Source organism: Bifidobacterium miconis (genome assembly GCF_019331735.1).
GTDB classification, from domain to species: domain Bacteria; phylum Actinomycetota; class Actinomycetes; order Actinomycetales; family Bifidobacteriaceae; genus Bifidobacterium; species Bifidobacterium miconis.
The window spans coordinates 15,349-38,923 of sequence record NZ_JAHBBH010000006.1 but is presented as its reverse complement, the minus strand read 5'-3'; the positions used below and the strand labels follow the sequence as shown (position 1 = coordinate 38,923).

The following is a 23,575-nucleotide window of genomic DNA, read 5'->3' as shown; positions in this document are numbered from 1 at the left end:
GATTGAGCGGGCGGCGGAAACCGGTTCATTCGCACAACCACATTTTTCAGGAAGAACAATTTAAGGAACAACCATGATGAGAAGCAGGAAACCACTGGCCGTCCTCACGGCCATCGCCACCATGATCGGCGGACTCGCCATCGGCGGCATCGCGCAAGCCGACACCACTGCCGATCCGAATAATACGGCGACCTGGGCCAAAACCATCACACTCAAGGCGTCGGATTACATGCAGCAGTTCTACACGACGACCTACGACGCGAACGCGAGCGATTTGAAGGCGAATCTGCGTTCGTTCAAGTACGTAAAGCTCGCCTCGTATGAGACCAGCGAGTCCAACGGAGCCAATGGAGCCAAAGAATATCGTCTGACGCTCAACACCGTCGCCGACAACACGGAAAAGATCAAGACCGCGTTCAACAACGTCACCCTGGCCGACAACAGTACTCTTGGCTCCAAATATCAGGCTCAGGTTTCCAACGGGATCACCGACCCGCTGCGATGGCTCGGCACCCAGAACCTGACCGAGGGAACAAGCAATAACAACAGCGCCGACGGGAAGCTCACGATCACCGCTGCCAACCAGTATGATCTGGCCGCACAGCTCGAAACCCAGTTCAATAACACGGCGGACGAAATCACGACGGCGGACATCGCCGTAAACAAGGCCGATAAGACGCTCACGTTCACGTTCTCTGATCCCGGTCTGTACCTGATCATCGACGAGACTACCGGCAATGGCGTCGTGAACATCACCTCCACCGGAGCAAATGGTTCGACCGGCACGCGCACGTACGGGAAGATCAAGCCCATTCTGATCGGTACACCTATTCCCACGGACTTCAGCATCACGAACCCCGATGATGCGGCGGTCAAGCTGGGGCGAGTCGACAGCACCGAAATCAAGCAGACGATCTCCGACGAGATCAAGACCAAGGTCTTCTTCAAGAAGACCGACGCGCAGGGCAATGCGCTTCAGGGAGCCACGTTCACGATCAGGAAAGTCAAGACCGACAAGGTCGCAAGCGTGAACCCCGCCGACAAGGATTCCTTCGATCAGGTTTGGAATCAGTCCGATAATTTCGACTCTTCGTTCGGCACTAACGGTTCTGCGGACGCGTCGTCCGACCAGGACGGCAAGTTCGATTTCGATGGCCTGTCCAAGGGCAAGTATCTGATCTATGAGACCGGCCTTCCTACCGGCGGTTATCTGGAGGATTATGCGGGACGGTTCATTCTCGAAGTCCAACAGAATGATGCTCCCAATAACGGTACCGCCGCCCCGACGATCAGCCACACGCTCACCGATGTGCTCAAGAGCGGCCTCCTCACCGACGCCGACGATAACGGACTCGTTTCCACCGGCAAGACCAACAACGGAACCAGCGACGCCAACCCCTACACATACAAGAACATCACCGACACCAGCCAGCTGCCCGCCACCGGCGGCACGGGCATCGCCCTGTTCATCGTGGCAGCGGTCATCCTCGCGGGCGGCGCGGGCGTGCTTGCGGTCAAGAGCCGCAAGACCAAGCGCATGCTCACCATGTGATGAATGATCTGACGGTCTGACGAATGTGGGGCGTCGCTCGATAACGGCGCCCCACATTTCGTTCTACGTCAAATCAACGATCGCAGCAATCGCAAAAATCACAGCTGTCATCATCAATCGATTCCCGATCACATATCCTCAAACGCAACCAGCATCAGCCGATCGTCCTGTTCCGCGAACTGCCGCAGGTTGTCGGTGAAGCCGGCTTTGGAAAATAGGATGAGCCATTTGTCCGGGTACGGCAGGAGCTGGCTTCGCTGTTGCAGCGTCCGGTATTCGGTTTCTCCCACCGGCTCATTGCGCCATGTGCATTCGCAGAATATCGCGCTTGCGGAGTCCTCTCCTGCGGCGACAATGTCGATTTCCTCCTGCTGCCGGGTACGCGGGTTGCTTCCCCACCATCGTCCGGATTGGAGTATGGGAAACGGCAGCTGCGCGTATCCCTTGCCCCAGAGCCATTGCCGGCTGATGTCCTCGAATACGGGCCCCATGAATCTCGGCAACAGGTAAGGCACTCGTCGGCATGCGAAAGACCGTCGAATCCCTTCGCCGAAGTCGAACCACTCCGCCCGCATCCGCTGCCGTCCGGATCCGGCACCGTCCCACATCGGCGAAACAGGGCCTTCTCCACAAAGTGTGACAACCGGATCGTCACACACCGCAAGAAAACCATGCAAATGCCAAAACGTGACATGCACGGCAATCCACAGAACCCTAGAATTCCAAGCAAAACGGTCTATCGGCAGGAAATCGTCCATCGCGGCGTCCCGTCACGCTCAGCAGGAATCCCGGAAAGTTCGCCAAGCATGACAGCATGCCGCGTCACACTCCGCCGGTTCGCACCATTTCGGCAAAGTATGACACGCCATCAACGGCCGAAGCGGTTCCGATCGGTCACGGGACGGAAAAACACGAGGTTACGCCATCGCATGACCACTCGCCCCGCACACGACCGGTCACACGATGGCACAACCGCAGTAACCTCCCACCGTGTGACCCCGTTCTCGCCGGTTTGCCGGTCACGCAATGGAAGATCAGCCCTTCGCGCCATCCCGTGAACACACGCCCAGTCACGCAACGGCATAACCGGTCAATTCGCCATCGCATGACCTCGTTTCCGCCTGTCTGCCGGTCACGGGATGGAAGATCAGCCCTTCCTCGCCACCCCGCGAACACGAACCCGGTCACGCAACGGCATAACCGCATCGTTTTCCATCGCGTGACCCTACCCGCGGGCACGCAACGACAAACCACCATACAAATACCATCGCGTGACCGGCAAAACACGACACTCCGCCGCTTCATGACTTACCGCTAGCAATCCCCCACCAGCTACTTCTGCCAGCCCACGCTCTCCCACTTCTTGGTCTGGAATCCCGCAGGGCCGTAATTCGCAAGCCCCTTCTTGACCGCCACGTAGCTGGGGCAGCGGACTGTGTCGTCCCACGATAGGTCATGCACGCAGGTATCGGCGGTTTTTGGTCTTGCCTTGGACCAATAGCCGCCCATCAGCCACCATGGCATTGAGCCGCTTGCGAACCGTACGCGAATCAGCACCAGTGTCTTCAACCAGCTGCGGCACCGTCACCATGCCGGCAGCATCAATCAGACGCAACGTTGCCAGCCCTATTGGATCCATCATCGTAGAGTCGTTGATCATCTCCGTTTGCCGTGACACGTCAGCCGGCTCAGTCACATGCGACTGTGCCGACGTTTCCGGACCCTCCGCGGACTTCATCGGAATCTTTGCAGTAAAAATATCCTTTAATTCATGCATTGATACATATTAAATATATGACACAATGCCATTATGTAGTAAATAATTACGACAATTCCTACAACACATGCATAATTCATGCAAAAATCAATACAATCAACGCACTATAAGCATGTCTCCGTAGCATAAGTCGATGAGTCCGAGACGTGTTGCCGCCGAGCACCAGACGCATCGCTGCTCCACACAGCACCATCTTCCTCCCGATTGCCTTGCGCTCATTCGCCGTCGAGCACCGTTCTGACCTGTTCGAGCTGTCCGGCGACGGCATCATCGTCCGCGATCGGGTATTCGAGCAGCACCGGCACGTCCACGTCGAGCGCGCGCAGCGGTGCGGCCCAGTCGATCACTCCGTCCTCGAGCATCACGGTGTTCAGACGATTCCGGTCGACTTCGCCGTTCACGTTCTTGAGATGGAATTCGCTCATCCTCATGGCCGCCCTGCCACCCCACCTCTGACGAATAAAACGGAAAATCCGGAATAGGAACCACGAAATCTCGGAATAGAAGTACTGAAAATCCGGAATAGACATGCCGAAATCTCGGAATAGGAGCAAGCGACCATGCTGATCAACCGCACTATGTCAACGAAACTGAAGTCCCTTGCCACCCAGTTCCCCATCATTACTCTGACTGGTGCCCGGCAGAGCGGCAAAACCACGCTGTCGCAGGAATTATTCAAGGATTTCGAGCATGTCACTCTTGAAGATCCGGCAATTCGCGATCTCGCCACCCATGGCATGCGTTCATTTCTTAACCGATACAACAACCACGTCATCTTCGACGAAACGCAAAGAGTGCCGGAACTGTTCTCCGCGCTGCAAGGCATTGTTGACGACCGCGGCGACAACGGGCAATTCGTGCTTACCAGCTCACAGAACTTCTTGCTCATGAACACCATTTCGCAATCTTTGGCCGGCAGGGTCGCCGTCATGTATCTGTTGCCGCTGTCATACACGGAACTGTCCGATGCCGGCTGCGTCCGAACAGCATGGATGAATGGATCTGGCGTGGCGGATATCCACGATTGCACGTCAATACCATCAGCCCGCTCGACTTTTATCCCAGTTATGTCGACACCTACGTCGAGCGCGACGTGCGAGACGAATCGGGCGTACGCAAGCTGAGTCAGTTCCGCCGATTCCTTGTGCAATGCGCCATACGCACCGGAGAAGTCCTCAATTACGAAAGTCTCACACGAGACAGCGGCATTGACGGGAAAACCGCTGAAGAATGGCTGTCGATCTTGGAAACCAGCTTCATCGCCTTCCGCATTTACCCTTATTACAACAATTTCGGCAAACGATTGGTCAAAAGCCCAAAACTATACTTCTATGACACCGGGCTTGCCGCGAACTTGCTTGAACTGGAATCCACGGATGAAGTCATGACCAGTCCTTATCGCGGCAACCTGTTCGAGAATGCGATCACAGTCGAGATCATCAAGCAATATTACGCGCTCGGCCGCAGACCTCACCTCTATTACTGGCGCGACTATGCCAAGCAGGAAATCGACTTCATCGTCGAAAAAGGCGGCAGGATACGGTACGCAATCGAAGTCAAGGCCTCCGCCGATTTCGACTCGCACGCATTCGCAACGATGAATAAACTCTCGGAAACCCTAGGGCTTACGCAAGAGCAACGTGTCGTCGCCTATGGCGGCGACGACGCATACGATACCCGCTTCGGCAGAACCGTACCGGTAAGTGCGCTCGCAGAGCTCCTCGCATAAACGTGCGCTCAACTGCAACGCCTGCCTATGCGCATGACGCACGCGCGCGTCTTCGTACACCCGAATACGGCTGTGGGGTGTACGCACCGATTGATGCACACACCCCACAGCATTGGCCACAGACACTGACCATCGTGGCCGGCTACTCGAGCTCCACTGCACCCGTGTAGAGCTGCGGAGCCGTCAAATGGACAGTCCGGTGGACTGTCCGTAGGCGACGCCGAAGCACGACAGTGCTGAGGAAACATGACAGCCGGCCGTCAGGCCGTCCGCTGTTGCCGGTTACTCGAGCTCCACCGCACCCGTGTAGAGCTGGTAGTACTCGCCCTTCTGCGCAATGAGCTCGTCGTGCGAGCCGCGTTCGATGATGTTGCCGTGGTCGAGCACCATGATCACGTCGGAGTTGCGCACGGTGGATAGGCGGTGCGCGATGACGAACACGGTGCGGCCCTTCATGAGCGCGTCCATGCCGGCCTGCACGACTTCCTCGGTGCGCGTGTCGATCGACGAGGTGGCCTCGTCGAGGATCAGCGCCGGGGAGTCGGCCACGGCGGCGCGCGCGATGGAGATCAGCTGGCGCTGGCCTTGCGACAGGCCCGAGCCGTCGCCTTCGAGCACGGTCTGGTAGCCCTGCGGTAGCATGCGGATGAAGCCGTCCGCGTTCACGAGCTTTGCGGCCTCGATGCACTCCTCGTCGGAGGCGTCAAGGCGGCCATAGCGGATGTTGTCCATCACGGTACCGGTGAACAGGTTCACATCCTGCAGCACGATGCCGAGCGAGCGGCGCAGGTCGGGCTTACGGATGTTCTTCACGTCGATGCCATCGTAGAGGATCTGGCCTTCCTGAATGTCGTAGAACCGGTTGATCAGGTTGGTCACCGTGGTCTTGCCGGCACCGGTGGCGCCCACCAGCGCCATCTTCTGCCCCGGCTTGGCGAACCACGTGATGTCGTGCAGGACCGGCTTGTCCGGGTTGTAGCCGAAGGTCACATTAGTGAAGCGCACGTCGCCCTGCAGCAGCGTCAAACGCCCGTCGGGCGAGGTGACAGCCTGCTCCTTGGCCTTGAGCGCGACCTCGCGAGCCTTGCCGTGCAGTTTTTCGGCGGCCTTAAGCGAGCGCGTGCCGTCGTCGCCGGCTTCGCGCTTCCACGCCCAGTGGCCGGTTTCGTGGTCGACTTCGGTCATGGTGCGGCCGTCCGAGGCGAGCTCGACGTTGACCAGCGTCACGGTGCCGTCGTCGGATTCGACCGGCTCATCCATGAGCGCGAAGATGCGGGAGGCGCCGGCGAGCGCCATCATCACCATGTTGAGCTGCATGGAGACCTGGCCGAGCGGGTTGATGAACGAGCGGGACAAGGTGAGCAGGGAGATGAGCGTGCCGAGCGTGAGCGTGCCGAAGCCCGAAAGACCGACGTTGCCGACGCCGCCGAGCGCCATCGCGCCGCCGATGATGGCAAGCAGGATGTACAGCATGTAACCCATGTTGCCCACGATCGGCATGGTGACGTTGCCCCACGTGTTCGCCGCGGCCGAAGCCTCGAACAGCTCGTCGTTCTTCTCGTCGAAGGTCTTCTGCGTGGTGTCCTCGTGGTTGAAGACCTTGATGACCTTCTGGCCGTTGACGGATTCCTCGACGAACGCGTTGACGTCGCCGATCCACTGCTGCTGCTTGACGAAGTAGCGTCCGGCGCGGCCGACGACCGCGCGGATCACGAAGAACAGCAGCACGGTGAACAGCAGCACGAACACGGTGAGCGGAATGGACAGCCAGAGCATGGAGACGACGGCGGCGATCGCGGAGATTGCGGAGGCGAACATCTGCGGGAACGACTGGCTGATGGCCTGGCGCAGCGTGTCGGTGTCGTTGGTGTAGCGGCTCATGATGTCGCCGTGCTCGTTGGTGTCGAAGTAGCGGATCGGCAGGTACTGCTGGTGGGCGAACATGTCGTCGCGGATCTTCTTGAGCGTGCCCTGTTCGACGGTGACGATGAGCCACTGCCACAGCCAGCTGGAGACGATGCCGGCCACGTACAGGCAGCCCATGAGGCTGATGGCTCGCAGCAGCGGTCCCCAGTCGGGGTCGGTCGCGCCGACCATCGGCAGGATGTACGTGTCGATGAGCGACTGGAGGAACAGCGCGGATCCGGCCTGTGCGGCCGCGCCGACGAGAATGCAGACGACGATGGCGACGACGCGCCACCTGTATTGCATGATGTAGCCGAAGATGCGCTTGGTGGTGCCGGGGGCCGGCTTGGCCATGCCCGGCTTGCGGTTCTTGAAGTCCTGCTTCGCGTCGCTCATCGCGCTTCTCCTTCCTGTGCGTTGGCATGTGCGCCGGCCTGTTCGTCGGCGTGAGCGTTGACGTGTTCCGCCTCGGCGCGCACCGCGGCGGCTTCGCGCGCGGCGGTCGCGTCGAGCGCGGCCTGGCCTTCGGCGGTGTTCTTGGTCTGGGATTCGTAGATGGACCGGTATTCGTCGCAGGTTGCGAGCAGTTCGTCGTGCGTGCCCTTGGCCATGATGCGGCCGTTGTCCATGACGAGGATCATGTCGGATTCCTGCACGGAGGCGACGCGCTGGGCGATGATGATCTTGGTCGTGTCCGGAATCTCGTTGTGGAACGCGGCGCGGATCAGCTTGTCAGTCTTGGTGTCGACGGCGGAGGTCGAGTCGTCGAGGATCAGGATCTTCGGCTTCTTGAGCAGCGCCCGCGCGATGCACAGGCGCTGGCGCTGGCCGCCGGACACGTTGGTGCCGCCCTGTTCGATGTACGTGTCGTACTTGTCGGGGAATTCCTGGATGAAGCCGTCGGCCTGCGCGAGCCGGCAGGCGTGGCGGATCTCCTCGTCGCTGGCGTCCGGGTTGCCCCAGCGCAGGTTTTCGGCGATCGTGCCGGAAAACAGCACGTTCTTCTGCAGCACCATCGCGACCTGGTCGCGCAGGACTTCGAGGTCGTAGTCGCGCACGTCGACGCCGCCGACCTTGAGCGAGCCGGAGCTCACGTCGTACAGTCGCGGCACGAGCTGCACCAGCGACGACTTGGCCGAACCGGTGCCGCCGACGATGCCGACGGTCATGCCGGAATGAATGTCGAGATCGATGTCGTCGAGCACCGGCTTCTCGGAGCTGTCGGAGTAACGGAACGTGACGTGGTCGAATTCGATCGAGCCGTCGGCGACGGCCGTGACCGGCTTGGCCGGGTTCGTCACGGTGCTTTCCTCCTGCAGCACCTGGCAGATACGTTCGGCGGACGCCTGCGAGATGATGAACATGACGAAGATCATCGACAGCATCATCATGGACATGAGGATCTGCATCGCGTACGTCACCAGCGCGGTCAGGTCGCCGGTGGTCAGGCCCAATGCGGCGTTGTTGCCGGAGGCGACGATCTGCTGCGCGCCCATCCACGCGATGAGGATCATCGAGGCGTAGATGCAGAACATCATGATCGGGCTGTTGAAGCTCATGATGCGCTCGGCGAGCGTGAAGTCCTTGAAGATGCGCCGGGAAATGCGGTCGAACTTGGAGATTTCGTGGTCTTCGCGGTTGTACGACTTCACCACGCGGATGCCCTGCAGGTTCTCGTCGACGACGTTGTTGAGCGCGTCGTACGTGTGGAACACGCGCTCGAACACGGGGTGGACGAGCACGGCGAGGCCGCACAGGCCGAGGCCGAGGATCGGGATGCACGCGAGGAACACCATGGAGATGGACGGCGAGATGCGGAACGAGAAGATCCACGCGACCACGACCATGATCGGGGCGCGCACGCCCATGCGGATCATCATGCCGTACGCGTTCTGCAGGTTGGTCACGTCGGTAGTCAGTCGCGTGATGATCGAGCCGGTGGAGAACCGGTCGATGTTGGTGAAGCTGAACGCCTGCACCTTTTCGAACTGGTCGCGGCGCAGGTTCTTCGCGAAGCCCGCCGCGGCGACGGCCGAGAAGCGTCCGGCGAGGAAGCCGCTGCCCAGCGAGATGATCGAGCAGACGAGCAGGATCAGGCCGAATTTGATGATGGCGGGCATGCTGCCGCCGCTGATGCCCTGGTCGATGAGCGAGGCCATGACCGTGGGGATCAGGATTTCCAGAATGCTTTCGATGAATACGAACAGCGGCGCGAGCAGGCTTTCCCTCCTGTATTCGCGCAGGGATCCGCCAAGCGTGCGGATGACGTGCTTCGGCCGGTCAGGCTCGATGGCCTTGCGCGACCGTTCGATGGCCGCTTCGGTGGCGGTTGCGTTGTCGCTCATTTGCTTTCCTCCTTCATATCGTCCATGTCGTCCATGTTGTCGTCACGGTCCCCGTCCGGCCCACGCTCCGGCAGCACCGCTTCGCGCGAGTGGGAAACCGTATGGTGACGTTCGAAATCCTTCTGTGCCTCGTCGATGTTCTCTCTCATGTGCCGGATGTACATCCGCAGGGTTTCCTGTTCCAGCGTCGTGAGCCCTTCCACGAGCAGCCGTTCGGTCCTCTCGCCGTTCGCCTTGAGGTCGGCGACGATGTCGTCGGCCGCGGGCGTGAGCACGATGCGCTTGAGCCGCGCGTCGTGCGGCACGGGCTCGCGCACGATCAGCCCTTTCTTTTCCATGAGGGCGAGCACGCGCGATGCGGTGGAACGCGTGATGCAGAACTTCTGCTCGATGGTGTGCTGGTAGATCGGCTTGTCGCGGTTGCGGTCGAGGAAGATGATGATGCGCGCGTTGCCGCCGGTGGCAGCCCGGGCCGATTCGGGCATGCTTTCGCCCAGATACCGGTCCACCGCCTTGGTGAGCATGCGCATTTCGACGCTGAGGACATGCTGGTCCATATTCCTCCCATCACGGCATATCGTTCCATATGCAACAGTTGCATATGCAACATCAGAGCATAATACGTACCCCATACAACAGTTGCACATGCAACAATCCGCGTGTCGCGAGGCACCGCGCGAATACTGTGCTCTAGAGCACATAAACACTTAGTAATGCGCTCGAAAATAATGTAATCGCAAGCACATTATTCCGAATATCGGAGATGCCGTTGCATCAGAAGTTGCAGCACGGACGATTCCGATGAGACGACCGTCACTGGAGCACGTAGGTTTTGACCTTGGCATCGTAGTGGCCGTTGATGTAGGGGCCGTTGTCGCTTTGCGCGGAGGCGTTCCAGTCGAGCGGTACGACGGTCAGGCCGGACCAGTTGGTCACGTTGTACAGGATGTCGTAGATGTCGATGCTTTGGCCGGGGCCGACCGACGTGTCAGGCGCGTTGAACGCGTAGCGCTTCGTGCCCACGGTTTTGCCGGACGCGTCGCGCAGTTCGTAGCCGATGGAAATCATGCTGAACGTGCCGGCGGTGTAGTTGCGGACCGTCATGTGCAGTTCGTGCGAGTCCGGACCATACTCTTCGCGTTCGGAATATCCTTCGACGGCGATCAGCAGTCCCCCGGCCTTGGACAAACCCCCGCCGGCCGCCGCCGCATCTGCTTTGAGCTTCTTGTTCGCTGCATCGAGTTCCTTGTTTTTGGCGGTCAAATCGTTGTTTTTCCTCGTCAGATCGTCGTTTTTTGCGCTCAGTTCGTCGTTGCTGGTCTGCAACGACCCGCGTTCGTCCAACACCTCGCCGTACTTGGTTTTGAGTTCCTTCAACCGTTTGTCACGATCCGCCAGCTGCTTGGATACGGCGTCGACCTGCCGTGCGGACTGTGCGCCGTTCGCGGCCCAACCAGCGCCGAACGCGCCCGCCAGCACCAGCGCAACCGCAGCGATCGCCGCGATGATCGGCGCGGCAATCGGCGCGCGCAGCGCCGACCGCCAATCATGCTTTCCGTCGCCGTCGTCTTTCCCCGCTTTCGGAGAGTTCTTCACCGACGTATCGTCCACGATCTTCCCTTCTCCGCAACAACCACCGATCTGCGCTCCGCCGCTCTACTCCATCGTAGAAGCTCATCCGCTCCCCCGCACCATCCCCACATGAACAACCAGTGAACACCGCCGCGCATTGCCCTCCAGCACCAGACAACAGCTCTTCGCATGTTGTTGCATATGGTCAGCTGCCCAGTGGCATCGGAATCACACCGTCGCGTGATGCTGCGTTGCCATGAGATTGCGCGGCAGCGCAATCTCAGCATCGCGCCGTCGCGCCCGCATGTGTCCAACGCACTATGATGCTGGCGGAGCCTCGGCTCCCTCAGCTAGGCCGAGCCGTGAAGAAAACAGTCCAGTGGACTGTTTTTAGGCGAGGAGCGAGCGATAGCGAGCCAGCAATAATGCTCGCGAAGCGAGTCCATAATTGCAGGACGCTGGCACGCGAAGCGTGACTGAGGGAGCGTCGCGGCCGAAGGCCGCCAACAACACAGCATCGCGCAAAGCGCGATTCCAACACGTAAGCCGTCACGACCACAATACAAAGAGTGGGAGCCTCCACGAGGAAACTCCCACTCAATGGTCATTGACGGTCAGCAGCACGCTACTTCCGGCTCCATCAGGCAACACCCTCGTCCTTCCAACCAAGCTTGACCAAATGATCATGCTCAGCCTTGTTCATCGTCCAATTGTGGTTGTCATCATGACGGTTGTACTCGCAATACACCGGTTTCAGGTTCTTGTTCGACGCGTCAGCCTTCACGGCCTTGAACGACGTACCCTCGTCACGCCAACCAAGCTTGACCAGATAGTCACGCTCGGCCTTGCTCGTCGTGTAATGATGCAAACCGGAATTACGGTTATACACGCGATACACCGGCGCCGCGAGTACCACCGTCCTCACATGTGTATGGGTTGTGCGGTTTGATTTGGAGCATCGCGACGCTTCTCGCGATGCAATCCTCCTTTCTGCTGCTTGGTCGTAATGATTGTGGGTATGGGCGGAATGTTTACGCCGATGATTGACGGAGATCAAACGCCGCTGATCCTCGCCGGAAAACGATCGTGGGCATAACCGGTACATGACGCAGCCCGATTCGTGGGCATAACCAGTACACGTAGACGATCGTGGGCACAGACCGACCACAAAGAACTGGTTCTGAGCCCATACGTGGTCGGCGTATGCCCACGATCCTGTGAGCGGGCAGACAAACGAACGGTTCATGCCCACATTCAGTCGAGAACCCATCAAGCGGGAATTCTCATAGAAGACTCCCACTCTGTACCGGCGGCGGGAGGCGTGTCGGGTTGCCTTCATGGCCTGCCACGGATTCGTTACTTGTTGTTCAGGAACCATTTCCATGCCGGAATTTGGTGAATGACGGACCCGTTCCGACGGTATTCGCATTCCTTGCCTTGGCCGACGATGATGATGCCTTCCTGAAGTCCCCGTTCTTCCATGAGCTCCCATAATGCACGGGTTTCACGTTCGGCGGTTTGGGGATCATCCATTGCCGCGGTGACTTGGCAGAGTTCGTATTGTTCCTGTTCGAGCACGTCGCCGACGACGAAGTCGACTTCGTATCCATGCGCTTGAGTGTGGCATGATGAGATGCCGTCGCGCCGAAAGCCGATGGTTCGTCGGCGCAGTTCGAGATAGACGGCGTTTTCCAACCGCTGCCCCTCGTCCTTCGCACTTGCCGTGCTTGCAGCTGCGGCCAGGCCGGGGTCGATGGCATACACCTTGGGCATGGATGTAGTTTTCTCGCGCAATGCCATGGAAAATTCTCGCATACGGAACACCAGATAGGCATCCTCGAAGTATTCCAGCAGGTCTCCGAGCAGTTCTCGACTGGTGGTCAGCCCAGCGGAACGCAACTCGTTCTCGATTTTGCGTACGGACAACGTCTTGCCATTGCAGCCGAGTACACGGCGTGCCATCATGGCGGCGACTCTTGGTCGGGCAATGTCGTATCGTTCCACTACATCGCGAGATACCACGCGTTGTACGTACGACTGCAGCAGCGCCACGCGCTGGGGCGTCGGCAGTCCCTGCGCTGCAGGGAATCCACCTTCTTCTAGGTACCTTGTCATTGCGTTCGAGAGGATCAGTCGCTCCTCGGTTGAATATCCAGATTGAGGCGAACGATGCAACAGTTCATCGTCGGTAATCCCATGCGCGCGCACGAACTCGCGGAAGGAGAACGGCAGCAGTTCAAAGTCCAATGCTCGGCCACGGAATTCGGTGGAGATTTCTTTCGAGAGCATTTTCGACGAGGATCCGGTCACATAGACCGTCGCCTTGGTGGTGTCGATGATGCGACGCAACCATCGACCCCATCCTTGCATTTCCTGCAATTCGTCAAAGAACAGGTAAATACCGTCTCTCATGCTCTCCGGGTGCATCGCGTAGAACGTTTCCAGTGCTTCGTCTCCGGTTTCCGGAGTGACGTCACCCAATCGGTCGTCTTCGAAGTTGATGTAGCAGATACGGTTCCAGCCAATGCCGGAAGCGTGCAATGCCTCCATTTCCTGAAACAGACGGTAGCTTTTGCCGCTGCGCCTCATGCCGACGATCACTTTTGCCAGATTGCCGATCTTTGGTTGCAGCGGCCTGCCCAAATCAAGTTCGCGGGGCACGATCGGCTGGAAGTCCTCAATTCGGAAGCTTCTCAACTTCTCCTCAATGATCGGGTTCGCCATAGCTTATCCTTCACGAAAACCAGTATTGGTAATCTAACCTTACCAGTTTCTCTAAAACCGGTAAAATAACTTATCCAATTTGTCATACCGTGGCATGCCGGGCGAACGCGCAATGTCACCCAAGCAGCATCGGAATCACACTCCCCACGTCACGCGTCTCCCCTTTACGCAACCGGTTGTTTGCGGGGATACGATGCGGGAGTATGAGCATCGAACACGTCACTGACGCCAACACCGCCGCCAACGTCACCGCCAATCGCACGATTCATGGGGCCACCGTCGCCGAATGGGTCGCCCGTTACCCGCAACTGCGCGACCTGATCGACCTGAAACCGACCGCATGGTTCAACGATCGGCTCGCACCGACGACAGAAGCACTGCCGGACGTCGGTCTGACCGTCGACAACGTGGACGACGCAGCGGCCCGGCTCAAGCGCTTCGCGCCGCTCATTGCCGAACTGTTCCCCGAAACCAAGCCGACTGCAGGCATCATCGAATCGCCGCTCGCCGCTGTGCCGGACATGCAGCGCGCGCTCGGCGAACGCTACGGCAGCCCGCTCCCCGGCCAGCTGTGGGTCAAGCTCGACAGCGAATTGCCGGTGAGCGGTTCGATCAAGGCGCGCGGCGGCATCTACGAGGTACTCAAGCATGCCGAAGACCTCGCCGTCGAGGCCGGCCTGCTCCCCCGCAACGCCAACGTCGAGGCACACAGCGCCACGCATGCCGACGCACATTCCGAGGCGACGCGCAATACGTCATCCACCGCAACATCCGCCGCATCGAACCTCGTCCCGCATCCGCCAACCGATCGCACCGGCGCCGACGCCGACTACCGCACGCTCGCCTCCCCCGAAGCCCGCGCCCTCTTCGCCAGGCACACCATCGCCGTCGGCTCGACCGGCAATCTCGGCCTGTCGATCGGCATCATGGCCGCCGCGCTTGGCTTCAACGCGACCGTGCACATGTCCGCCGACGCACGCCAGTGGAAGAAAGACAAGCTTCGCAGCCACGGCGTGAACGTCGTCGAATACGAGTCGGACTATTCGGTCGCCGTCGCCGCAGGCCGCGAACAAGCCAAAAACGACCCGTCTGTCTATTTCGTCGACGACGAGAACTCCTCCACGCTGTTCCTCGGCTACGCGGTGGCCGCGCGCCGTCTCGCCGGCCAGCTGCAAACCTTTGACATCCCGGTCGACGAGGATCACCCGCTGTTCGTCTACCTGCCGTGCGGCGTTGGCGGCGGCCCGGGAGGCGTGTCGTTCGGCCTCAAAACCGTGTTCGGCGACGCCGTACACTGCATCTTCGTCGAGCCGACGCACGCGCCGTGCATGTTCCTGGGCGAATACACGGGCCTGTTCAGCGATGCGAGCGTACAGGACTTCGGCATCGACAACGTCACCGCGGCGGACGGTCTGACCGTGGGCCGCGCGTCCGGTTTCGTCGCGCGGCGCATGGCGCGGTTGCTCGACGGATTCGTCACCGTCGACGACGACGATCTGTTCCGCTCGGTCGCGCTGCTCGACCGCACGTCCGGACACGACATCGAACCGTCGTCGGCGGCCGGGTTCGCCGGACCGTGGCGCGTACTCGCGGCCCGCGACTATCGAAGTCGGCTCAGGCTGACCGACGAGCGCATGGCTCACGCCACGCATATCGCGTGGATCACCGGCGGTTCGATGGTGCCGCGCGACGACATGTCCGGCTACATCGCCCGCGGCGAGTCCTTACTCTAACGAACGGACGAACAAACCATGTCCATCACACGACGCTGATGCCGGAACGTGGGCATCAACGGACATCGTGGGCATCAACCGTTCATTACGGGGCAAAAATCCGTCCTTCATGGACTGCCTATGCCCACAACCGGCTTGATGGACGGTCTATGCCCACGACTGTCCATGCCACGATGTCTATGCCCACGACTGCCCACGACCAACCGCACCCGCCACCAACCACCATCCCGTATCCGCGACACATACCGGCAAAAATGGGCACCAGCCACCGCCCGAACCGACACTGCACTAATGTGGAAACTGTTATGTCGCACACAGCGGCCGCACAGGAGCCCCGCCTCAAGGCAGGCGCCGCGCACGGCCGGAAAGGAAGGCCGACGATGACTGTCGCGCACTGTGGTTCCGTATCCGCGCTCACCTTGGGATTGCCCGCCGCAACGGCGATTCCCGAGGCGAAAGGCAGCCTGCCGAAGGCGATGTTTGTCGGCCACGCCACGCTCTCCGCGAAGCTCGGCAAACAGCTGAAAAACGATATCGCCGGCATCAGTCTGCTCGCGATCGCCCGGCCGGCCAACACGAAGCTGGCGGCCGGTGCGAAGATCCCGGAGATTCTGGTGATCGGCCTGAAACTGGCCGCAAAAGTCACCACCGTGCCGGCGGAGACGATCGAACTGATCGCCGCGCAGCGCAAGTCGGGCATCGTGTTCGTAGTGGTGCGCGACATGCCGTTCGAGGGCACGACGCGCGAGGAGTGCACGCTGGCCGTGCGCCGCGCGTTGCCGGGCCGCGCCGGGCACACGCCGGTGCATCAGGTGTTCGCCGGCGAATGGCGGCCGGCCGGCGAGACGACGCTGGACACCGACGGCATTCCGGAAGGTGCGTCCACCGACGACCTGTGGGAGTCGATCTGCGCGCAGATCATCCTCGGCACGCCGGACGGCGCCGATCTGGACGCACGCATCACGCGCCGCGCGCAGATCCGCCAGCTCGAGGCCACGGTCGACAAGCTGGTGCGCGACCATCAGCGCGCCAAGGACGCCGACCAGCGCAACGAAATCTACGCGCAGCTGCACAAGGCCAAGCAGCAGCTCGACGCCCTTGTCGCCCAAGCCACCGCATAACGCGACGCGAGCAATGCGCGTCAGGCCGCGCGCATCATAGCATGCGCCGCGCGGCCCACGCTGCGGCGCATGACGAGCCGCGCGGGCACGGTCATGGACGAGGCGGGCACGTCGCCGCCGCTGAGCCGGCTGAGCAACGCGGCGGCCGCGTCCGAACCGAGCGCGTCGGCCGGCATGTGGATCGACGTGAGGCCGGGATTGAACAATGCGGCCGTCTTGTCGTTGTCGAATCCGATCACCGACACCTGCTCCGGGCAGGAGACGCCGCGCCGCCGCAGGGCCGCGACGAATCCCATCGCCATGAGATCGTTGTACGCGATCACGGCATCGGTCGGATGGGCGAGATATTCGTCGGCGAACGACGCGCCGCCGTCCTCGGTGGGCGCGCAGGGCCGCGACCGGCGCAAGGCGATGCCTCGGGCCGCGCACTCGTCCGAGATCGCGCGCCACTTGACTCCCCCGACCCACGACGTGGCCGGCCCGTCGATGTATGCGAGCCGACGGTGCCCCATCGCGGCCAGGCAGCGCACAGCCTGACGGACCGCGTCGGCGATGTCGACGACCACGTTCGGCACGCCGCGCACGTCGCGGTTGACGACGACAAGCGGACACATCTGCGCGCACTTGCGGATCATCACGTCGGGCATGCGCGGCGAGACGAGCAGCACGCCGCGCACGTACGGCAGGACTTCGTCGAAGACGATGCGTTCGCGCGCGACGATTTCGCGCGATTCGCACATGACCATGCCGAAACCGCGGGCTGAGCATTCGTCCTGCACGCTGCGCGCGATGGCCACGAAGAACGGGTTGGCGAGGTCGGGCACGATCACGGCCACCTGTCCTTTGCCGAAGCCGTTCCCACGCCAGCCGTTGTCGTCGACGGCGTCGGCGTGGTAGCCGATGCTGTCGGCGGCTTCGCGGACTTTTTTCGCGGTCGCCGCGCTCACCCGGCCCGGGGATGCGAACGTGCGCGACACGGTGGAGGGCGCGACGCCGGCCGCTTTGGCCACGTCGTAGATGGTCACTTTGTCGCTCACCGCGCACCGCCTTGCGTGTCGTTCTCACCATTACGTCCGCCGGCCACACCGCGTACGCCAGCCGCACCGGTCACGTCGCCCGCATCATCGACGATCACGTACCGTCCGATCCCGCCCCACGCGGAAAACACGCCGATCAGCCCGATCAGCGAGCAGCCGAACACCGGCATCACGAGCACGGTGTACGGCAGTCCGACGTACGAGACCACCAGCACCACCATGATTGCGACTAGCGCGCCCAGCGACTGTCCGAGCCGCATCTGCGTGAGCAGCACGGCGTTTTTGAGCACGTCGCGCACCGGCAGATCGGTGAACGCGACGAGCGGAAACACGTACGTCATCGCCATGACCGCGAACGCGGCGATCGCGACGCACAGTCCGGCGAGAGCGACGCCGGCCGGGTTGCCGGAGCGCAGGTAGAACGACGCGCCGACGACGGCGAGCGCGAGCACGGCGAACACGGCGAGGCCGCTTAGACTGGAGCGTTTCCATTCGCGCGCGAACGCGGCGCGATAGTCGTGCACGGGATAGCAGACGCGGCGTTGGACGAGCCGGCCGAGGACTTCGCTCATGGCAGTCATGGCGCACGGGATGGTCACGATCGGCAGGCAGGAGAGGATGAACAGCACGTTGAGGCCGATCAGGCGACCCCAATGCCACTTGATGACGGAAAAGAACAGGCGCAGGCCGTGCGGATGGGCGTCGCGGTCGCTTTCGTGGCCGCCGCCGTTGCCGTAGAACATGGAGTACAGGTTCATGGTTGCGTTCCTTCCGTGTTGCCGGGGTCCGCGAGCCGTGGGCGGTGGCCGGGGACTGCGACCGCGAGCCGTGCGGCCGCGTGTGTTGCGGTGATGATATGGCCGAGGGCCGACGGCCGATGGTGCGGTCGCCGGCCCGGAGCGAAGCTGGGACAATCGAGTATTTTGCCGGACTTAATGCGATGGATTCTGACTACCCCTCAGTCACTTCGTGACAGCTCCCCTGACAAGGGGAGCCAAGGAAGAGGAATGCGGCAGTATGAATCCGACAAAGTACTAGCCTTTGAGTCCCGAAGTGCTCACGCCTTCGACCAGATACTTCTGGAAGAAGAGGAAGATGAGTACGCTCGGCAGGATGGACACCGAGGCCATGGCGAACATGGCGCCGTAGTCGGAGGAGGAGCTCGGGTCGGCGAACATCTTGAGCGCAAGCGCCACGGGCAACTTGGCCGAGTCGGACACGTACAGGAGCGCGCCGAGGAAGTCGTCCCAACGCCACATGAAGGAGAAGATGCAGCCGGTGACGAGCGCCGGGGTGAGCAGCGGGAAGATCACGCGAGCGAAGATGCCGTAGTAGGAGCAGCCGTCGATCTGCGCGGCTTCGTCGAGGCTGCGCGGGATGCCTTCGATGAAGTTCATCATCAGGTAGATGAAGAATCCCTGGATAGCGAAGCAGTAGGGCACGATGAGCGGCAGGTAGGAGTCGGTCCAGCCGAGCTTCTGATACCACAGGTACTGCGGGACCATGAGCACCTGCGCGGGCAGCATCATGGAGATCATCATGGCAGTGAACAGCACCTTGCGGCCCTTGAAGTGCAGACGGCTCAGCGCGTAGGCGACGATGGCCGACGAGAACACGGTGCCGACGGTGGCGGTCACGGCGATGAACAGCGAGTTGCCGATGTACCGGTAGAACGGGATGCTTTCCTCGAAGCCCTTGAAGCCGTTCGCGTAGTTGTCGAGCGTCCATTCGGTCGGGATGAGCTGGCCGGCGGTGGAGAACACGGTGTTGGTGGGCTTGAACGAGCTGAACACCATCCACGCGATCGGGTAGAGCATGACCAGCGCGAACGCGAAGACGAGCACGTGGTAGACGATGCGTCCGGGCTTGATGCGCGGGCGGTTGGCGCTGTTGACGCTGTTGGCGCGACCGGCGCGATTGGCGCGACCGGCCGATGCCGAAGATGCGGAAGTGATTGCGGCGCTCATGTCAGGCCTCCTCGTCGTATACCCAGAAGCGCTTGGTGGCGAACAGGAACAGCGTGACCGCGCCGACCAGGACCAGCATGACCCAGGCCATCGCGGCGCCGTAGCCCGCGTGGTAGTTGGTGAAGGATTCGTCGTACATGTGGACCATGTAGAACAGGGTGGAGTTCATCGGCTTGCCCTGCGTGATGATGTAGCACTGGGTGAAGGCGAGGAATCCGTTGATCATCTGCATGACCAGGTTGAAGAAGATGGTGGGCGTGAGCAGCGGCAGGGTGATCTTCCAGAACTGGGTCCACTTGCTCGCGCCGTCCACGCTGGCCGCCTCGTACAGTTCGGCGGGGATCTGCTTGAGCGAGGCGAGGAAGATCAGCATGGAGGAGCCGAACTGCCAGACCGCGAGGATGATGAGCGTCCAGATGGCGGTGCGGGTGTCGCCGAGCCACGCGAACTTGGAGTCGATGCCGAACACGCCGAGCACCTGGTTGATCACGCCGTCGGTGGCGAACATCTGCCGCCACAGGATCGCGATGGCGACGGAGCCGCCGAGGATGGACGGCAGGTAGTAGGCGGCGCGGTAGAAGCCGGACGCCTTGGAGTTGCGCAGCAGGAGCATGGCGACGATGAGCGCGAAGACGAGCTTGAGCGGCACGGAGACGAGCGCGAACAGGAAGGTGACGCCGAGGGACTTCCAGAACAGGTCGTCCTGCGTGAACATTTCGACGTAGTTGTCGAGGCCGATGAACGAGGCCTCGCCGATGATGTTGTAGTCGGTGAACGAGTACCAGAGGGACAGGATCATCGGCACGATCATGAACATGAGGAAGCCGAAGATGAACGGGAACGCGCACACATAGCCCGCGACGCTTTCCTTGTGCAGGAGCGCGCGCAGAGCGCCCTCCTTGCGGAAGCTCAGGCCATTCGTCTTCGCCCCGCTGCCGTTGCGCGCCGAGCTGGGCAGCGTCGCGGTTGCGTGTGACATGGTTTGCCTTTCGGATGATGTGAAAGTCGGATTGATGGTTGATCCGGCCGGGCCGGCGCCCGTGCGATCGACGGACTATGACTGGTCCGTCTGTCGCCGCACGTCCGCCGGCCGGTCGGTTATGTTGTTTGGATTCGGGATGACGATTATCGCGTTGCGACCGGTCCGCTTCGCCTACTTCGCGCTGGCGAGCGCGTCGTTGGCCTGTTCGACGAACTCCTTGGCCGCGGTGGCCGCGTCCTTCTTGCCGTAGAGGACTTCCTCCTCGATGCTCGGCAGGAGCGTGGAGTTGACTTCGGTGGCGCCGGCGGGTGCGGGCGGGTTGATGGCGGAGCTGTTGGGGATGACCACGTCGTTGAGGTAGCTCACCGACTTCTGGTCGCCCTCGTCGAGGCTGGATTCGATGGCGTCCATCATCTTGGAGTTGACGGGCAGGCCGCGGTCGGTGAGCATGGTCTTGACCGCGTCCTCGTTGTTGGTGTAGAAGTCGATGTACTTGGCCGCGAGCTTCGGGTTCTTGGAGGACTTGGTGATCACGAAGAACATGGAGGGCTTGACGTAGCCGGCCTTCTTGGCGTCCGCCGACGGCCAGTTGGTCATGGCCAGTTCGGTGCCGTCGGTGAGCACGGCCTGCATGGCGTTGAGCTGCGAGTTGAACTTGAACGAGCACCACGAGCGGGCCGCGTTGTCGGTACCGTAGACGAGCGGGTCCTGTTCGACGGAGCCGGCCTTGATCTGGGCGAAGATTTCGGGGGCGACGTGCCAGCCTTCCTTGACTCCCTGCTGGTAGACGTTCAGGTAATCCTCGACGTCCTGTTCGCTGGCGCCGAGCTTGCCGTCGCCGAAGAGCTGCTTGCCTTCGCCGCGCAGGATGTATTCGAGCAGTTCGGACGCCTCGTAGTAGCGGAAGTTGGTTTTGACGCCGGTCTTCTCGTACACCTGCTTGGAGATGTCGATGAACTGGTCGACGGTCATGTTGTCGGGGACGGTGATGCCGGCCTTGTCGGTGAGCGTCTTGTTGTAGATGAGGGCCGGCGCGCTGTTGCCGAGGCTGAGCGCGTAGGTCTTGCCGTCGATCTTGCCGGCGGACAGGACGTTGTCGTCGATGTTGGACGTGTCGATGGTGCCGTCCTTGATGTACTGGTCGAGGTCGACGAGCAGGCCGTTGTCGATGTACTGCTGCAGGTAGGAGTAGTCCATGGCGACCACGTCGGGCATCTTGTTGCCGGCGGCGTTGGTGGACAGCTTCTTCCAGTAGTCGTCCCATTCGGAGAACTGGCCGTCGACGGTGACGCCCTTGTTGGCGGCCTCGAACAGCTTGTTGACCTTGGCCTGGCGCTCGTTGCGCTGCTGGTTGCCCCACCATGCGACGGTGATCTTGTTGGCGTCCGCCTTGCCCGAGGAGCCGGATCCGGTGCCGCACGCCGCCATGGACACCAGTGCCGCGCCGGCCGCGAGGGCCGCGACGATCTTCTTGTACGCCTTCATTGCTGGACCTTTCTTGTTGAGGCCGCTTGGTGGATCCTCATCGACCACCGGCCTGCTGCGGATTCGTCTTCCACGACGTTTCCATCTGACAGCCTCCAATATAGCAAATTATTTCCACATTTGCATCACAGTTGCCATTTGTTCCAGCAAAAGTTTCCACTCTTTTTGCAAACTCTGCAACTCTTACGTAATGCCGCGGTTCATGCGCCTCGCTGAATCAACGGTCCGGCAGACACAGGAGCTCCCTCTGACGAGGGAGCTGTCGAGCGCAGCGAGACTGAGGGAGAGATACGGCACGCAGTGCCGCTACCGCCGCATGTCCCGCGCAATTCGCACTTACGCAGCGTCACCGTGCTGTTCGCCGCCACCGGCCGTCTCATCGTCGCCGTTCCCCCGCGGCGCGGGCCCGGTCGATTCGCGCGTGACGAGAATCTCGGGCACCATCTCGACGCGCGGCGCATCGTCGTCGCCCGCGCCGGCGTCGCCCCACGCCGCATCCTCGAGCTTGTTGATGAGCATCTGCATCGCGAGCGCGCCCATGCGCTCCTGCCGCACGTCCACGCTGGTCAGCTGCGGCCGCACGACGCGCGCGAGCACGCTGTCGTCGACGCCGATCACGCTCATCTCGCCGGGAATGTCGACGCCGCGTTCGACCAGACGGCCGATCAGGCCGGTGGCGACGAGGTCGTTGAACGCGACCACGCCGGTCACGTCGCGTTCGAGCAGCAGCGCGTCGCCGGCGTTCACGCCGCCCGCGTACGACGGTTCGAGCGGGCCGACGACGACGCAGTTCATGCCGAACGACTTGGCCGCCTCGGCGCACGTCTCGCCGCGCACCTGATTCGCCCACGAGCTGTCCGCGCCGCCCACGTACGCGATGGTGCGGTGGCCGAGCGAGGCGAGGTGGCGCACGGCCTGCAGGATGCCGGAACGGTCGTCGATGCACACGGACGAGTAGCCCTCGACCTGCCGGTTGGTGAACACGGTGGTGCGCGGATCGCAGCAGCGCCTGAGTTCGGCGTCGCTCAGGCGCGGCGAGACAAACAGTTGGCCGGCGGACGCGCCGGTGACGCTGCGGATGGTTTCGGACCGGTCGCCGGACACGTCGAGATCGGCCATGAACAGGCGGTATCCGGCGTTCTGTGCGACGGAGAACAGGCCTTTGAAGATGTCGGTGAAGTAGAAGTTGGCGATGTCGGTGACGAACACGCCGATGTTGCCCTTGCCGGTCGAGGCGGCCGCGCCCGGGCCGCCGGCGAGACCGGCGTTCAGACCGGCCGTCGGGCCGACGCCTGTGCCGCCGCCGATCACCGCACCCGACAGGCCAGCCGCGACGTTTCCGGCGACACCGGCGGCACCCGCCACGCCGGCCGTCGCCGCCGCAGCCGCTTCGTCCAGCGCCGCAAGCCCGTTGCGGTATCCCATCTGCCGTGCGAGCTTCACGATCCGTTCGCGTGTTTCGGCCTTCACGTTGCCGCCGTTGAGCGCGCGCGACACCGTTGACGCCGCGACTCCCGCAGCCTTCGCCACGTCGGTGATGGTTGCCTCAGCCATGATTCCTCCTTGCACCGTAAGCCAGTGTTTCCATACTACCCATCCCTTTGCGGTTTTGCGCAAACTCCGGCAAATCCATGCCGCGATTGCGC

At 61.6% G+C, this 23,575-nt stretch carries 20 protein-coding genes; 5 read left to right on the top strand and 15 right to left on the bottom strand.

Annotation, left to right across the window (positions count from 1 at the left end; translation table 11 throughout):
• Positions 1-73 precede the first annotated feature (73 nt).
• On the top strand, positions 74-1,552 hold the full coding sequence (locus KIH79_RS03395) for a SpaA isopeptide-forming pilin-related protein (RefSeq protein WP_219058114.1): 1,479 nt from the start codon (positions 74-76) through the stop codon (positions 1,550-1,552).
• Positions 1,553-1,680: 128 nt separating this feature from the next.
• Here KIH79_RS03395 and KIH79_RS03390 read toward each other — a convergent pair whose 3' ends face one another.
• The 3 genes from KIH79_RS03390 to KIH79_RS03380 all read right to left on the bottom strand — a co-directional run bounded on the left by KIH79_RS03390 (position 1,681) and on the right by KIH79_RS03380 (position 3,754).
• Entirely contained in the window at positions 1,681-2,310 is a 630-nt protein-coding gene (locus tag KIH79_RS03390; protein WP_219058113.1) for a DUF234 domain-containing protein, read from the bottom strand.
• Between the two features lie 695 nt (positions 2,311-3,005).
• The gene (locus tag KIH79_RS03385) at positions 3,006-3,329 is read right to left on the bottom strand and encodes a hypothetical protein (protein WP_219058112.1); all 324 of its coding nucleotides are present in this window, start codon (positions 3,327-3,329) and stop codon (positions 3,006-3,008) included.
• A gap of 215 nt (positions 3,330-3,544) precedes the next feature.
• Positions 3,545-3,754, bottom strand: coding sequence for a hypothetical protein (locus KIH79_RS03380; RefSeq protein ID WP_219058111.1), 210 nt, complete (start codon positions 3,752-3,754; stop codon positions 3,545-3,547).
• A gap of 135 nt (positions 3,755-3,889) precedes the next feature.
• Between KIH79_RS03380 and KIH79_RS12765 the strand changes: the two genes are divergently transcribed.
• Both KIH79_RS12765 and KIH79_RS12760 read left to right on the top strand, forming a co-directional pair.
• Complete coding sequence (locus tag KIH79_RS12765; RefSeq protein WP_236023570.1) at positions 3,890-4,453, top strand: ATP-binding protein; 564 nt, start codon at positions 3,890-3,892, stop codon at positions 4,451-4,453.
• Entirely contained in the window at positions 4,423-5,058 is a 636-nt protein-coding gene (locus KIH79_RS12760) for a DUF4143 domain-containing protein (protein WP_338023114.1), read from the top strand. The genes KIH79_RS12765 and KIH79_RS12760 overlap by 31 nt, the downstream gene beginning before the upstream one ends.
• Before the next feature lie 282 nt (positions 5,059-5,340).
• On the opposite strand, the gene KIH79_RS03370 is transcribed toward KIH79_RS12760, so the two are convergent.
• From KIH79_RS03370 to KIH79_RS03345, 6 genes are all read right to left on the bottom strand, one after another.
• Positions 5,341-7,359 (bottom strand): ABC transporter ATP-binding protein, encoded by a 2,019-nt coding sequence (locus KIH79_RS03370; RefSeq protein WP_219058110.1) that lies wholly within the window; start codon positions 7,357-7,359, stop codon positions 5,341-5,343.
• On the bottom strand, positions 7,356-9,308 hold the full coding sequence (locus tag KIH79_RS03365; RefSeq protein WP_219058109.1) for an ABC transporter ATP-binding protein: 1,953 nt from the start codon (positions 9,306-9,308) through the stop codon (positions 7,356-7,358). The genes KIH79_RS03370 and KIH79_RS03365 overlap by 4 nt, the downstream gene beginning before the upstream one ends.
• Complete coding sequence (locus tag KIH79_RS03360) at positions 9,305-9,865, bottom strand: MarR family winged helix-turn-helix transcriptional regulator (RefSeq protein WP_219058108.1); 561 nt, start codon at positions 9,863-9,865, stop codon at positions 9,305-9,307. Before KIH79_RS03360 ends, KIH79_RS03365 begins: the two co-directional genes overlap by 4 nt.
• A 256-nt stretch (positions 9,866-10,121) precedes the next feature.
• Positions 10,122-10,919 (bottom strand): hypothetical protein, encoded by a 798-nt coding sequence (locus KIH79_RS03355; protein ID WP_219058107.1) that lies wholly within the window; start codon positions 10,917-10,919, stop codon positions 10,122-10,124.
• Positions 10,920-11,520: 601 nt separating this feature from the next.
• The gene (locus KIH79_RS13195; RefSeq protein ID WP_236023577.1) at positions 11,521-11,985 is read right to left on the bottom strand and encodes a hypothetical protein; all 465 of its coding nucleotides are present in this window, start codon (positions 11,983-11,985) and stop codon (positions 11,521-11,523) included.
• Between the two features lie 251 nt (positions 11,986-12,236).
• A complete protein-coding gene (locus KIH79_RS03345) occupies positions 12,237-13,604 on the bottom strand; it encodes an ATP-binding protein (RefSeq protein WP_219058106.1) in 1,368 nt (455 codons plus the stop codon).
• Positions 13,605-13,807: 203 nt separating this feature from the next.
• On the opposite strand from KIH79_RS03345, the gene KIH79_RS03340 reads away from it, so the two are divergent.
• The gene (locus KIH79_RS03340; RefSeq protein ID WP_219058105.1) at positions 13,808-15,337 is read left to right on the top strand and encodes a D-serine ammonia-lyase; all 1,530 of its coding nucleotides are present in this window, start codon (positions 13,808-13,810) and stop codon (positions 15,335-15,337) included.
• A gap of 380 nt (positions 15,338-15,717) precedes the next feature.
• Positions 15,718-16,458, top strand: a complete 741-nt coding sequence (locus KIH79_RS03335) for a DUF4391 domain-containing protein (protein ID WP_219058104.1) — start codon at positions 15,718-15,720, stop codon at positions 16,456-16,458.
• Positions 16,459-16,478: 20 nt separating this feature from the next.
• Here KIH79_RS03335 and KIH79_RS03330 read toward each other — a convergent pair whose 3' ends face one another.
• The 6 genes from KIH79_RS03330 to KIH79_RS03305 form a co-directional block, all read right to left on the bottom strand.
• The gene (locus tag KIH79_RS03330) at positions 16,479-17,495 is read right to left on the bottom strand and encodes a LacI family DNA-binding transcriptional regulator (RefSeq protein ID WP_219058103.1); all 1,017 of its coding nucleotides are present in this window, start codon (positions 17,493-17,495) and stop codon (positions 16,479-16,481) included.
• Complete coding sequence (locus KIH79_RS03325) at positions 17,492-18,253, bottom strand: YesL family protein (protein ID WP_219058102.1); 762 nt, start codon at positions 18,251-18,253, stop codon at positions 17,492-17,494. Before KIH79_RS03325 ends, KIH79_RS03330 begins: the two co-directional genes overlap by 4 nt.
• Positions 18,254-18,529: 276 nt before the next feature.
• The gene (locus KIH79_RS03320) at positions 18,530-19,462 is read right to left on the bottom strand and encodes a carbohydrate ABC transporter permease (protein ID WP_219058101.1); all 933 of its coding nucleotides are present in this window, start codon (positions 19,460-19,462) and stop codon (positions 18,530-18,532) included.
• 1 nt (position 19,463) lies between these two features.
• Positions 19,464-20,441 carry a carbohydrate ABC transporter permease gene (locus tag KIH79_RS03315; protein ID WP_219058100.1) on the bottom strand — a complete coding sequence of 326 codons (978 nt, stop codon included), beginning with the start codon at positions 20,439-20,441 and terminating at the stop codon, positions 19,464-19,466.
• A 174-nt stretch (positions 20,442-20,615) separates the two neighbouring features.
• Positions 20,616-21,929 carry an ABC transporter substrate-binding protein gene (locus KIH79_RS03310; protein WP_219058099.1) on the bottom strand — a complete coding sequence of 438 codons (1,314 nt, stop codon included), beginning with the start codon at positions 21,927-21,929 and terminating at the stop codon, positions 20,616-20,618.
• A 336-nt stretch (positions 21,930-22,265) separates the two neighbouring features.
• Positions 22,266-23,483 (bottom strand): LacI family DNA-binding transcriptional regulator, encoded by a 1,218-nt coding sequence (locus tag KIH79_RS03305; RefSeq protein ID WP_219058098.1) that lies wholly within the window; start codon positions 23,481-23,483, stop codon positions 22,266-22,268.
• Positions 23,484-23,575: the final 92 nt, after the last annotated feature.

Excerpts from the sequence above, each read along its gene's own strand:
- KIH79_RS03395 (WP_219058114.1), top strand. The coding sequence starts at position 74 with ATGATGAGAAGCAGGAAACCACTGGCCGTCCTCACGGCCATCGCCACC.
- KIH79_RS03390 (WP_219058113.1), bottom strand. The coding sequence starts at position 2,310 with ATGGACGATTTCCTGCCGATAGACCGTTTTGCTTGGAATTCTAGGGTT.
- KIH79_RS03385 (WP_219058112.1), bottom strand. The coding sequence starts at position 3,329 with ATGCATGAATTAAAGGATATTTTTACTGCAAAGATTCCGATGAAGTCC.
- KIH79_RS03380 (WP_219058111.1), bottom strand. The coding sequence starts at position 3,754 with ATGAGCGAATTCCATCTCAAGAACGTGAACGGCGAAGTCGACCGGAAT.
- KIH79_RS12765 (WP_236023570.1), top strand. The coding sequence starts at position 3,890 with ATGCTGATCAACCGCACTATGTCAACGAAACTGAAGTCCCTTGCCACC.
- KIH79_RS03370 (WP_219058110.1), bottom strand. The coding sequence starts at position 7,359 with ATGAGCGACGCGAAGCAGGACTTCAAGAACCGCAAGCCGGGCATGGCC.
- KIH79_RS03365 (WP_219058109.1), bottom strand. The coding sequence starts at position 9,308 with ATGAGCGACAACGCAACCGCCACCGAAGCGGCCATCGAACGGTCGCGC.
- KIH79_RS03360 (WP_219058108.1), bottom strand. The coding sequence starts at position 9,865 with ATGGACCAGCATGTCCTCAGCGTCGAAATGCGCATGCTCACCAAGGCG.
- KIH79_RS13195 (WP_236023577.1), bottom strand. The coding sequence starts at position 11,985 with ATGTACCGGTTATGCCCACGATCGTTTTCCGGCGAGGATCAGCGGCGT.
- KIH79_RS03345 (WP_219058106.1), bottom strand. The coding sequence starts at position 13,604 with ATGGCGAACCCGATCATTGAGGAGAAGTTGAGAAGCTTCCGAATTGAG.
- KIH79_RS03340 (WP_219058105.1), top strand. The coding sequence starts at position 13,808 with ATGAGCATCGAACACGTCACTGACGCCAACACCGCCGCCAACGTCACC.
- KIH79_RS03335 (WP_219058104.1), top strand. The coding sequence starts at position 15,718 with ATGACTGTCGCGCACTGTGGTTCCGTATCCGCGCTCACCTTGGGATTG.
- KIH79_RS03325 (WP_219058102.1), bottom strand. The coding sequence starts at position 18,253 with ATGAACCTGTACTCCATGTTCTACGGCAACGGCGGCGGCCACGAAAGC.
- KIH79_RS03320 (WP_219058101.1), bottom strand. The coding sequence starts at position 19,462 with ATGAGCGCCGCAATCACTTCCGCATCTTCGGCATCGGCCGGTCGCGCC.
- KIH79_RS03315 (WP_219058100.1), bottom strand. The coding sequence starts at position 20,441 with ATGTCACACGCAACCGCGACGCTGCCCAGCTCGGCGCGCAACGGCAGC.
- KIH79_RS03310 (WP_219058099.1), bottom strand. The coding sequence starts at position 21,929 with ATGAAGGCGTACAAGAAGATCGTCGCGGCCCTCGCGGCCGGCGCGGCA.
- KIH79_RS03305 (WP_219058098.1), bottom strand. The coding sequence starts at position 23,483 with ATGGCTGAGGCAACCATCACCGACGTGGCGAAGGCTGCGGGAGTCGCG.